Source organism: Mycoplasma sp. 4013, assembly GCF_054353875.1.
Genome location: NZ_JBTHHK010000011.1, coordinates 1 through 12960 on the forward strand (window position 1 = coordinate 1; position 12960 = coordinate 12960).

Genomic DNA, 12960 nt, shown 5'->3' on the forward strand with positions numbered 1-12960 from the left:
CCAACTTTTCACTTCTTTAGACTCCATCCTTTCACTTCATCAGCGTAAGTTAACTGCTTTAGAGAATATCAAAAAGACAATGTTAGATAAAATGTTTGTTTAAACAAAACACTACATCACAAACCCTCTGATGTAGTGTTTAATTTTATAACAACTAAGTTGTTACTTGCTTATTATCTTTTAATTATTTCACCTGTATCTAAATTATAAATAGTGCTAGGGATATTACTTCCTTTCCGAAAGCAATATAATGATAACAAACAGGATGTTGGTACAATATCACACCAACATCCTGTTTTTGTGGTTTTATGTTTTAGACATAGGAAATACAAAACTTATTTCCTTAGGTAAATATTCATAAAGGTCTTTTACCTGCTGATTACTAGGGTTTATATTAGCTGTTATGGTTTTAGATTTATCAATGTATTTTACATTCATAGTTATACGACTTTTTCGCGAACTTTCTTCAGCCATATATTTAACACCTATTTGTTCTAAATTAATAAGTCAAAAATGTAAATTTTCTGTGTCGTCATTTATGTAATCTGGGACTAAATTATATTGTGAAATCTGAGAATTCTGGTTTCTTGTTTCATACATTAACAAATTCTTACTCTTGAAGAATTCATTAATATTTTCGTTGTTTAAATAAATATTTTGAAACTCTTCTTTGTTAATTTGTTTTAGTTTTTCTTCTGTTAAAGTATTTATGTCAAAATTAACTTTGTCTTTAAATGTTTGATAATATTTCTTAACATAATTTAAATTAAATTTATCTAAAAATAATTTATTGAGTTCATCTACTGATTTAATAAATACATATTTGTCTTTGAATAAGGGTTGAAACATCCCGTTATTTTCTTTGTTATTTTCTCACAAATAATAAAAGTAATTTTCTTTAATTTTCTTAATATCATTTAGTCTTTGATATTCATCTACATATACATAAAATCTTTTTAAATCGTATTCATCATATTCTTTATTATTGTTTGTGTTATTTGTACAACTAGCAACAACCAATGATGTTAATGCAGAAAAAGGAAAAATTCATTTTTTTATAAAATTCTTCATATTATTTTTCCTGTATGGTATATGTTAATGCTAAACTATCATTGATTGAATTATCAAATAAAACATCAGAATATTTTTTAACTTTTAATCGATATATACCTGATTCAGGAGTTACATACTCAAGTATTTCATCGTTAGAGTCACTTGATATGATGCTTTTTACAACAGTTCATTTTCCAGAACTATCTTTTTTTTCTAAATATAAATCATAATCAGAAAATAGTTTATCATTTTGTTTTTGATTTATTGTTTTTAGATTCAATCTTTCTTCATTAATATGAGTATTTTTTCATTCTGCTTTTTCTTTTGCTAACCTTGATCCCTCAACAGAATTAGTTATAACACCACCTAAAACTCCTAAAAACCATCATCAATTTACATTTGCATTATATGTAGGTAAATTTTCATGTTCTTTTAATAAACCTGAATTGAACAATCAAGAACTTGCTCCCTTGATTTTTTTATCTTTTTGAACATAGAATTCTCTAGTAAACAAAACAAAATCATTATCAGATTTTGAAACTTCTTTAGTTACTAAATTATCGGCTGCTTCTAACATATTTTCAAAATCTACAATACCAGAACCATATTTTTCTGTATATCCATTCGCTTTATAATTGAGATTATTTACTTTTGGGGTTCTTGATGAAGCACCTATAATCGATTTTATAGATTGTAATCTAATTTTGTCTTTGTCTAAGAAATCTCTTTCTCTTAATAATGTTGAAACTAAACCTGTAACAACGGGAGATGCAAAGCTTGTACCTTGTGTATCTAAGTAATTTCACTCACCTTTACTATTTTTATGCCATCTTTTATATAAATATCCTGGAGCAACCACATTAGGTTTAGAAGTGGATGTAAAACTTTTAGGTAATAAATAATTAGAATATTTTGCTATCGTTTCGGTAGGTTTTTGTGCTCAATTACTAAAATCAAGAGCTCCTACAACTAAATTATTAAGGGAAAGTTTATATCCATTTAATCATTCGTTTTCTTTTTCTTTTTTATTGTTACCGTTACCTAATGAAAATATATTTACAACTCCATATTTTCTAGATATATAATCTAAAAATAGGTTTTTTTCATTATATATTGGATGCGCATCATCAATTGTATAACCGTAGCTATGGTTTATAACCCTAACCTTTTTATCTTTAACCATTCATTCAATACCTTTTTGTCATTCAGAATCTTCTATAAAGGCAGAAAAGATAAGTTTAGAATATCTATCATATCCTTTTTCCCCTGCTGTTATATTTGAAACTTCATTTGCATGATGGGTAATTGCAAAATCTGGTGTTTCGTTTATCTCAATACCAAATCTATTAAAATTTTGTAGTTTAGTTTCATCTAATCTCCCTATTACTTCTAAAACTCCAACATTCCCTAAGTTATTGTAATATCTTCTATTCTCTCTTTCTATTTGCTTCTTAAAATTTACTATTTCTAAATCTTTTGTGTTATCGATTGTAATATCCCTATCATAGTAAATATCTCAATCAATAACTTTTTGCTTGCGTGAATTCGTTGTATTAGATAATTGAATATTTTGTATTTCGTTTGGAAATACAATACCTTTATAAATTTCTTTTTTTTCTATAATACTTTTGACAAATTCTTTTCTTTGATTTTCATTATCAAAATAGAATCAAACGATCGGCATCATCGAGCTTGTTTGATAGCTTTTGAAATATAAATTTGATTTTTTAATGTTTTCTATGAATTCATTATTTTTTTGGACAGTTCATTTTTCATCCATAACTGAATTTTCTGCTTCATAATTTAATAAAAGTTTTAATTCATAATTATTGTTTACAGGTACATTCCTCACAGAATTAAATAGTTGTCCGTTTTTATTTATACGAACTTCTAATTTATTATTTTGATATCCTAAATATCAAGGTTTTTCTTGGTATCTTGATACATTTGTAGATGTTAATGTCGCTATACCTGCAACTGATGTGGTTAAAATACTACTAAATAAAAATATTTTTTTAATTTGCTTTTTCATATTTACTCCTTTTATGTTTGTTCTAAGAAATAAATTTCTTTTCAATTTCTTGCATTTTTATTCTACATAAAAAAAAGGTGAAATTAGAAAAAATAATTTAAAATATATTAAAAAATTTAGAAAATGTGCAAAATCCATGAAAAGGAAGTTTAACAAGAATTAAGATAAAAAAATTAAAAATTTTAGACATTTGTGAAATCAATTACTGATTTTCAAACTTAAAATCTAAATGTTTAAGTCGTTTAGGTTATATAAAAATAACTTATAAACAAATATTTGGTATTAATTAGTGTAATATGAGATGATATACTTAATAAAAATATAAACAAATTTAAATCAAAATCGCCACAGCTATTTGCTGCAACGATACAAAGTTAAATCTGTTAGTTTTATACATTCTTGTTTATGTGTTTTTTCTGTATTTCCCGTTTTGATGGTGAAAATTCTGTTTACCTATTGTTTATAGGGGTAAACAGAATTTTAAGGTATTTTTTTTCTTACTAATTTTTTATCTTCAAGCGTAAGTTAACTATTCTTAAAAATATTAAGAAAAAATTATTAGAAAAAATGTTTATTTAGGTTAGAATACACAAGAATTTAAACATAAAATATGATAACTTACAATATTAGTAATTTATCAGTTATTTTATTCTGCTAAAAAAGGAGTAAAATATAATTAATATTAAAATATAAATACAGGAGCAATTATGGCAAAATTTAGACGTATTTTTATGATTGTAACAGACGGTTTAGGAATTGGTCCGGATAAAGATCAAATTAAATTCGGTGATGCTGGCGCAAACACTATTCGATCTGCTTCAATGGTTGAAGAATTTCAAATTGATACTTGAAAAAAATTAGGTATCGGTAATATTGCTAATCTTAACGGAAATTATTATGTTCGTAAGCCACTTGCATATATGGCTAAAGTTCAAGAAGTTTCAAATGCAAAAGATACACTAGCTGGACATTGAGAAATGATGGGGGTTAAAACTAATACTCCGTTTCCTACATTTACTGAAAATGGATTCCCACAAGAATTAATTGATGAGTTATCAAAGGCTTTTGATGGAAGACCAATTGTAGGAAACAAAGCTGCTTCTGGAACCGAAATCATTAATGAATTAGCCCACGAAGAAAAAGAACGTGGTGCTATTATAGTATATACATCAATGGATTCGGTATTACAAATTTGTGCTCATGAAGCTTGAACTGGTTTAGATAACTTATATCGTTATGCTAAAGCAGCACGTGAAATTTGCTCATCAAAATCTGAATGAAATGTTGGTAGAATTATATGTCGTCCTTATATAGGTGATTTTGGTAGTTTTGAAAGAACTTTTAACCGACATGATTATGCTAACGCACCAGGTTATACTATTTTAAATAGTTTATATAACAAAGGTATTGAAGTTATTTCAGTTGGTAAAATTAATGATATATTTGTAGGCAGTGGAATTTCTAAGCACTTTCCATCCGAAGGTGATGCAAATGGGATGGATATTACAATTGATTTAGCGACAAAAGACGGTGAAAATCAATTTATTTTCACTAATCTTGTACAATTTGATTCGCATTTTGGACACCGTCGTAATGTGCATGGATATGCACAAAATATAGCTAATTTAGATACAAAACTTGCTAAGTTAATCAATGTAATGCGTGAAGATGATTTATTGATTATAACTTCTGATCATGGAAATGATCCAACCTATCCAGGATTTAACCATACTCGGGAATTACTGCCAGCAACTATTTTCTCTAAGTCATTTAAATCTCCAAAGGTTTTAACTAACTTTAACGGTTTAGGAACATTAGGAAACATTGTAGCACGTAATTTCGATGTTGATATAGTCACTGAAACCGGAGATGATATCTTTGATGAGTTAGTTTAAAAATACAGCAGTATTGCTGTATTTTTAAAAATGATTATAATTTAAATATGAATAAGCAAATTAAAGTAGGAATTGTAGTTGAATACAATCCGATGCATAATGGACATATTTATCAAATTAATTGAATTAAAGAAAAATTTCCTAATGCAAAAATAATCATAGCGATGTCATATAAATATTCACAACGTGGTGAAATAATTTGCTTACCTTTTTATCAAAGAAAAAAAATGGCTAAAAAATATGGAATTTATAAAGTTATTAAAATAAATAACAAAATCTCAGCACAAGCTGCACATATTTTTGCTTCAGAAGCCATTAAGTTGCTTAATAAAGCAAATATTGATTATCTTGTTTTTGGTTCTGAAACAGATGATATAAACACTTTTATCAATGTTGCTCAAATAATTAAGAATAATCAAGAAAAATATAACCAACTTGTTAAAAAATACCTAAAACAAAAAGGTAATAGTTTTCCAAGAGCAACAAATTTAGCATTAAGTGAATTAAGTGGATTTGAAATCAATCAACCTAATGATATTCTAGGTTTAGAGTATGTTAAAACAATAATAAATAATAATTTTAAAATTATCCCAGTTTGCTTAAAACGTACCATTGGATTTCATAGCGAGCAAATAAGTAATAATTTTGCTAGTGCAACAAAATTAAGAGCAATGCTTAAAGAAAATCAAAGTATAAAGTCATTTTCTCCTTTTGATATAAAAAAAATCAAGTCGAAATTTCTTATAGAAAATACTTATCCAAAATTTCAAAAGATTGTAAGAAAACTATCAGCGTCCAAAATAGCTCAATTTCATATGGTAACTGAAGGAATTGAAAATCTTTTTAAAAAACATATTGAACAACCAGATTATCAAAGTTTTATCCAAGCATGTGTGAGCAAAAGATATACTGCAAGTAGAATAAAAAGAACATATTTATATGTCCTTCTTAAAATTAAGAAATTTGTTATTTAATTTTAATAGAATATGCATTGATATTTTTATAAGGAATATCATTTGTGTTAAAAATCATAGTTTTCTTAATTGAATCAACAGTTATTTTAAAATTACATATATATGGAATAAATAGGTTATTAAAAACTGTGATTTTTACAATTTTTGCTATTGGATAATGAAAATAAAAAGTTTTTTGTTCACATTGATTAATAAAATATGAAGTTAAAATTTGATAATAATTAACTTGTGACAATGGTTTTATAGAATTTTCATTCGATGTTAAATGTCTTAAAATAAATCCAATATTATTAGGAATCAAGCAATATAATTTAACTAAAAGTTTTATTTTATCTATTAAATAAAAATATCCTGATTTTTCAAAAACCATAAACTTTTTTAAATCAAAGATAGTAGTGTATTTTGATTTAAAAGTTTTTATAATTGCTTTAAATGTATTATTGTAGTTCGATGAAATCTTAAAATCATATAGGTAATCATCAAAAACTTGAAATGTTTCAAAAATAGACAAATTACTTTCGTTTTCTTCATGGATATATATTGATCGATTATATAAACTTTTAAATGCATATAATGTTTTTTTTAAGTAATTAGTTATTTCTTCTTTGTCTTTTTTATTAATTTTATTTATCTTAGATGAGATGTTTTTTAGCATTAAATCATCATTGTTGAATACTTCGGAATATTTCTTAGTAATTAAAATTAAGTTATCTCTTAATTCATTTTTGCTAGGATCAAATTTACTTAAATCTAGGTTTTTTGTTACTAACATATCTTCATATATAACATTCTGTGTCGATGTTAGCGTTTTTTGTATTGTTTGACTATCTTCTGAATCATCAAGAATGTTTTCGTTTCGGTTAATTGCATTTGCAATAACCAAAATATTACTAAAGTTCAACTCATAAGCAATTGAAATATTTTTAAATTGCGAAATCAAAGAAAGAAAATTTTGTAATAATTTCAATTTTCTTTCTTTTTCTTTTTTATTTTCAAGTGTATATTTTGAACTTTTTTCAATATACATAAATTCTTCATTGAAAAAATATAAATATATATCAGGAATAACAACAATAAATTTTGTTAATGATTTAGATGTGTTTTTAAGGTGAAAGAATACCGAATCATAATATTCTTGGTTTTTTTGATAGTTACTTTTTGATATTACTTCACTATCTAAAAATACAAAGTGCTTATTATCAAAATTATGTGAAGTTTGTGATCAAGAATGTCTCAAATAATACATTACTTGGAACCTCCGAACTTTTTAGTTGGATATCTAACTCAGCAAGGTTTATTAAAATATAATGAATCTTTTTAATCCCGTATAATTTTATAACTTGCAAAATCTTCTTATATCTTCAATCTTGCAATTTTGTTTGTTGCATTATATCATAATCAGTATATTCAAGTTCTTTGAGATTATAAACCCTATCTGCAAGTGAAAAAATACTAAAAATCTGTGACATTAAAGTTATTTCATTATCACCTTCACTACTGCGTTCAAGGTATTTTTGATAAATTTTACCTACATCTTTACTTTCTATCGAATTTATAAAAGCAAATTGGTTGTTTAACTTATAGTCTGATATAAAATCGTCAATAATATCCTTAGTTAAATTATCGGTATATGAAGTCATTTTCTCAACTTCATTTTGGATGATAAATAAGTTTTCTGGTAATTTTTCAAGCAAGTAAATTAAGTCGCTTTGTGATATTTTTGTTCCCTTAGAACGAATAAAATTACCTATCTGTGTTCTTATTTCATACTTATTTATTTTATGTAGTTCTATAACCTTAAAAGTGTTCAAAATAAAATCTGTTAAATTATTTCTTGTATATTTAACTTGATTTAATACTAAAATCAAAGTATTTTTGTTCTGTTGCATAAATACTTTTTTAAAATATTCGATTATTTCATTGTCTTTTTCTGAAATTTTTGTAGCAGTTAATAGATTAAGATTATAAACGATAAATAGTTTAGGTTGCTCAAACAAATTTTCACTTGAAATTTCATCTAAAATTTCAAGTAAATTATAATTTTCACGATAAGTAAAGATATTTTCATCTAAAAATTTTTCCTTAATTTTATTAATTTCGCGATTTATAAAAAATTCTTCATCACCTATTATAAAATACATAATAATATTATAACTGATAATGCCACTTTTTATAAAGATACATCATTAAAATAGAGCAAACATAAATTAAAACTACCATAATTTCTTTAACATATAAAAATTCAATTTTGATATTTACTACAAAATATAGCATCATTGAAATAATTGAGTTTACACTGTATATAACTAAAAAAGATGCAAAAGGAAATCAAAATAAAACTAACGATACTATTAAAATTATCTCATATAATATAGCAAAAATAGGTATGATTAAAAAAGAAAGCAAATTTATATTTTTATTCATATAAATTATGAACAAAATTGATATAAATCATAATGCTAATGAAGTAATAATTTTTGTTTTAATTCTAGTTAACTTTTTTGTAAAAAGTAGTAGATAAGTTAAAATAAAGGTGATAAATAATCCAACAGATAAATTAATTTGATTGTTTAAAGCAATACATATAAATGCAGTAAAAAGATATTTATCAGACTTATCCTTGAAATATTTTTTATTTCTAGGGAGTATTTTAAAAACAAAAGCACGGTTAGTTGAAAAACTTCAGTTACACAAAAATCAATAAATTCCTATAACAAAAATTCCAATTCATTTTCTTTTTGTTATTTTCTTTAATATTTTATCAATTATCCCAAAATGTAGTCCACTAATAATAAGCAGATGCATAATACCAATTTTTGATGCATTATCAATTAACGATGATGTTTTATATGTATATCCAAATGTCATTGGGATCAAGGTTTGCTGGTAACCATCAAATTTTGAGTAAAAATTAAAAATATAGTAGCGAAAATCTCAGTTTGTAGCAGGTGAAATATTTGTTGATAGGATTTTTTTATAACTTGTTTCAGCAATGTTTCCTTGCACATTGATAAATTGATAAATTGAATAATTATCATTATAATTTGAAATATAATACTTTAAATTTCAAAAATTTCGTATTGCTATATAGCTTTTATAAACACCAATTACTTGGAATGTGTTATTTACACCTGATGCATAAAAATATCTATATATAAGCATTTTAGATAATAAAATTACAGATAAAATTACTATGAAAATAAGCAGCCGAATTAAGTATTTTCTAAAAATATAAATCTGAATTAGTGAAATAATTATCCAAAAAAGTAAAATCAAAATACTAAATGATGATAAAACAAGATAAAAGAATGTTAAAACCAAAAATGCATTAAATGATGCTATTCTAGAATCAAGAAAGTTCTTAATTTTTCAATTGTTTTCTGGCCAATACCAGAAATTTTTGAAAGCTCGTCTCAAGTTATTATGTATCCTTTACTTTCTTTATAATCAATTATCTTTTGTGCATATGATTTACTTATCCCATAACTTGTTAATTGATTGATTGAATGCAAATCTTCTCAATTAAGTTGATGGTTTTTAAACGGAACATATATTTCTTTATTTTCAATTGCTAAATCATCTAATTTAAATGCAGATACATCTCCATCTGGTAATAGTTTTGTAATAAAGAATAACTGCCGATATGTTAGTGGACTAGAACTTTCGTGAATCCCTGTTTGTTTTACTGCACCTTTTAAGATATATCTTTTTATCATTTCTTTTTTTACTGTATTTTGCTGTGGTGTAGCAAAAAAAGTAAAATAACTAAGTGTACCAAGTGTAGCTGCTATCAAAATTATGCTTATTATATATTTAAAAATTTTTGCTTTCATATTTTATATATAGATTATTTTAAAAAAAGAAAGCAAAAAGAACAAAAAAAGAACTTTTTAAGAACTTGAAATTTAGTAAAATATAAAGAACAAGGAGATTTATGTCATTAAAAGCAGGTATTGTCGGACTTCCAAATGTTGGAAAAAGCACATTGTTTAGTGCGATAACTAAAAAACATGTTGAAGCAAGCAATTATGCATTTACAACTATTGAGCCTAATATTTCATCGGTTCCTTTAATCGATGTAAGATTAAAAAATATAGCTAATTTAGTTAATCCAAAAAGAATAGTATGAGCAACTTTTGATTTTGTTGATATTGCCGGATTAGTCCAAGGTGCTTCAAAAGGTGAAGGATTGGGAAATAAGTTTTTAGCTAACATTCGTGAAGTAGATGCAATTATTCATGTGGTTCGTTGTTTTTTAGATAAAAATATTATGCATGTTTCTAATTCAGTTGATCCAGTTCGCGATAAAGAAATAATTAATACTGAATTAATTTTAGCTGATTTAGAAACAATTAATAATGTGTTAAATCGTGTTGCAAAGAAAGCTAAATCAGGTGACAAAGATGCTATTATTGAGCAAAATGCCGCAATGAAAATAAAAAAAACACTCGAATCTGAAATACCTGCTAGGGAAGTTGACTTAGATGAATATGAAAGTAAATTTATTAAAGGGTATCATCTATTAACTTATAAACCAATTATTTATGTTGCTAATTTATCATCTGAACAATTTTTGGATTATAATAATGATGCAGTTTATGTGAAACTAAAAAAATCTTTAAAAGATTATCAAAAACTTTTACCGATTTCGGTAAAACTTGAATCAGAATTAACCGAAATCGAAGATGAAAATGAAAAACAAGAATTTTTATCACTTTATGGAATAAAAACTAGTGGATTAGATTTACTTACCAAACATGCATTCGATTTATTAAATTTACAAACTTATTTTACAGCCGGAGAATTAGAAGCGAGGGCTTGAGTGTTTCATAAAGGATGAAATGCTCCTAAATGTGCCGGAGTAATTCATAGTGATTTTGAAAAAAAATTTATTAAAGCAGAAGTAATTTCTTATAATGATTATATAAATTATCAAGGTGAATTAGGTGCTAAGAATGCTGGAAAAATGAGATCGGAAGGAAAATCATATATAATGCAAGATGGTGATGTTTGTCACTTTAAATTTGGTAAATAACTTCTTTATGGGGGTTTTGTATAATGGTATTATAGCAGTCTCCAAAACTGATGATAAGGGTTCGATTCCTTTAACCCCTGCCATATCAAAATGATCAAAAAAACCTAGTTGTTGCTAGGTTTTTTATATGCAAATTCCACAATTCTTGGTTTATTAGCAATATCATTAATAATTTTGATGTCATATTTTCATTTTTGATGATTTCATCAGTTTAAATGTAACGGGTTGATTTCAAAAAATATTTTTGCTTCATTTTTTAAATATTTATCAGCTTTTTTAATAATTTGCTGATAAAAATATAAACCATTATTATCAGCAAATAAAGCATTATGTGGTTCAAAATTAAGAACTGATTTATCAAGTTTTTCGTTTGTTGATAAATAAGGTGGATTACTTACGATAACATCGAATTTACCTGTGATGCTATCAAATAAGTCGCAATTGATAATCTTGACTTCTAAATTATTTATCTTCTTATTTAAGTTACTTTGCATAATTGCTTCATCAGAAATATCAGATAAAATTACTTCTGAATTAACAAAATATTTTTTTAATGCTAGTCCGATAAAACCTGAACCACAGCATAAATCTAAAATTCTTAATTTAGCATTTTTAGGATACATCTTTTTCACATATAAAATTAATTCTTCGGTTTCATATCTAGGTATTAAAACTTTATATCTCAGATCAATTTTTACATCAGCCATTTCAATATATCCGATTATTTTTTGAACTGGCATGCCGGTTTCAAGTTGTTGTTCTTCAAAAGAAGATATGTTTTGATCCAAACCATATCTTCTTTTTTCAAGCAATAAATCTGCTTTTGTTGGCATTAGATCCCTGCTTCTTTTATTTTTTCATTTTGTTCTTCTGCTAATAATGCATCAATAATCGCATTCAACCTACCTTCCATAACAGGCGCTAAGGATGTTGAATAACTGATGCGATGGTCAGTAACACGATCTTGTGGGTAGTTATAAGTTCGTATTTTTTCAGCACGTGCTCCTGAACCAGCAAGTTTTCTAAATGCTGATTCTTCGGCATGTTTTTTTTGAATTTCTAAATCATAAAGTTTAGATTTTAAAATTCGCATCGCAATCTCTTTATTTTGAATTTGCGATTTTCCTTCTTGACAAGATACTACGATTCCACTTGGAAAGTGTGTAATTCTAACTGCTGAATCAGTTGTATTAACTGATTGACCACCATTACCACTTGAACGGAACACATCAACTCGGATATCTTCGGTTTTCACTTCTATTTCTACATCATCATCGATTTCCGGCATTACTGTAACAGTAGCTGTAGATGTATGAACACGTCCTTTTGCTTCGGTTACAGGAATTCTCTGCACACGGTGTACTCCTGATTCAAATTTTAATTTAGAATAAGGTTTTTCACCTTTCACAGAAAAGGTAACTAATGTAAAACCACCTGCTTCAGCTCCAATTGAATCTAATAATGTAGTTTTCATATTATTTTGTGTACATCATTTTAAATACATACGGTATAAATCACCTGCAAAAATATTTGCTTCATCGCCCCCTGCTGCTCCACGAATTTCTACTATTACATCTCTGTTATCATTTTCATCCTGTGGAAGAATTAAAATTTTTAATTCTTCTGTTAATTTGTCCATTAATTCTTCAGTTGTTTGAATTTCAAGTTTAGCAAATGCCAAAATTTCTTCATCTTTTTCTATTGATAACATTTCTTTTGCTTGTGTATGATTTTCTCGAGCATCAAGGTATTTGTTGAAAACTATAACAATATCTTTTATTGAATTAATTTCTTTGCTGATTTTGTTATATTTTTTTATATCCGAAATAATTTCAGGTTTTTCAAGCGACTTTTCAAGTTCTTGATATTTTTCCTTGATTTGATAAAGTGATTTATACATTGTTTGTTCCATAGTATTTTTATTTTATCATAATTTTAAATATAAAAGAACCAAAGCATTCGCTTTGGTAA

Annotated in this window: 11 protein-coding genes and 1 tRNA gene; 4 read left to right on the forward strand and 8 right to left on the reverse strand. The window is 25.8% G+C overall.

Annotated features, from left to right (window positions below; all coding sequences use genetic code 4):
* Window positions 1-306: 306 nt before the first annotated feature.
* Window positions 307-1071 (reverse strand): hypothetical protein, encoded by a 765-nt coding sequence (locus ACXYRO_RS03490; RefSeq protein WP_458614319.1) that lies wholly within the window; start codon window positions 1069-1071, stop codon window positions 307-309.
* Window position 1072: 1 nt separating this feature from the next.
* Window positions 1073-3085, reverse strand: coding sequence for a S8 family serine peptidase (locus ACXYRO_RS03495; RefSeq protein ID WP_458614320.1), 2013 nt, complete (start codon window positions 3083-3085; stop codon window positions 1073-1075).
* Between the two features lie 707 nt (window positions 3086-3792).
* On the opposite strand from ACXYRO_RS03495, the gene ACXYRO_RS03500 reads away from it, so the two are divergent.
* Window positions 3793-4980 (forward strand): phosphopentomutase, encoded by a 1188-nt coding sequence (locus tag ACXYRO_RS03500; RefSeq protein ID WP_435130604.1) that lies wholly within the window; start codon window positions 3793-3795, stop codon window positions 4978-4980.
* A gap of 47 nt (window positions 4981-5027) precedes the next feature.
* The gene (locus ACXYRO_RS03505) at window positions 5028-5954 is read left to right on the forward strand and encodes a nucleotidyltransferase (protein WP_458614321.1); all 927 of its coding nucleotides are present in this window, start codon (window positions 5028-5030) and stop codon (window positions 5952-5954) included.
* Here ACXYRO_RS03505 and ACXYRO_RS03510 read toward each other — a convergent pair.
* The 4 genes from ACXYRO_RS03510 to ACXYRO_RS03525 form a co-directional block, all read right to left on the reverse strand.
* Entirely contained in the window at window positions 5947-7200 is a 1254-nt protein-coding gene (locus ACXYRO_RS03510; protein WP_458614322.1) for a hypothetical protein, read from the reverse strand. The two genes, ACXYRO_RS03505 and ACXYRO_RS03510, sit on opposite strands and share 8 nt — an antisense overlap.
* Window positions 7160-8095, reverse strand: coding sequence for a DNA polymerase III subunit delta (holA, locus tag ACXYRO_RS03515; protein ID WP_458598095.1), 936 nt, complete (start codon window positions 8093-8095; stop codon window positions 7160-7162). Before holA ends, ACXYRO_RS03510 begins: the two co-directional genes overlap by 41 nt.
* Window positions 8096-8102: 7 nt before the next feature.
* Window positions 8103-9116 carry a ComEC/Rec2 family competence protein gene (locus tag ACXYRO_RS03520; protein WP_458607193.1) on the reverse strand — a complete coding sequence of 338 codons (1014 nt, stop codon included), beginning with the start codon at window positions 9114-9116 and terminating at the stop codon, window positions 8103-8105.
* Window positions 9117-9292: 176 nt separating this feature from the next.
* Window positions 9293-9787, reverse strand: a complete 495-nt coding sequence (locus ACXYRO_RS03525; protein ID WP_458598091.1) for an MAG0490 family ComEA-like DNA-binding protein — start codon at window positions 9785-9787, stop codon at window positions 9293-9295.
* Between the two features lie 101 nt (window positions 9788-9888).
* On the opposite strand from ACXYRO_RS03525, the gene ychF reads away from it, so the two are divergent.
* Entirely contained in the window at window positions 9889-10989 is a 1101-nt protein-coding gene (ychF, locus tag ACXYRO_RS03530) for a redox-regulated ATPase YchF (RefSeq protein WP_458614323.1), read from the forward strand.
* Window positions 10990-10998: 9 nt separating this feature from the next.
* Window positions 10999-11072 (forward strand) — tRNA-Trp (locus tag ACXYRO_RS03535).
* 21 nt (window positions 11073-11093) lie between these two features.
* Here the strand turns inward: ACXYRO_RS03535 and prmC are convergent.
* Together prmC and prfA are read right to left on the reverse strand one after the other, a co-directional pair.
* Window positions 11094-11822 (reverse strand): peptide chain release factor N(5)-glutamine methyltransferase, encoded by a 729-nt coding sequence (gene prmC / locus ACXYRO_RS03540; protein WP_458614324.1) that lies wholly within the window; start codon window positions 11820-11822, stop codon window positions 11094-11096.
* On the reverse strand, window positions 11822-12901 hold the full coding sequence (prfA, locus tag ACXYRO_RS03545) for a peptide chain release factor 1 (RefSeq protein WP_458614325.1): 1080 nt from the start codon (window positions 12899-12901) through the stop codon (window positions 11822-11824). Before prfA ends, prmC begins: the two co-directional genes overlap by 1 nt.
* Between the last annotated feature and the right edge of the window lie 59 nt (window positions 12902-12960).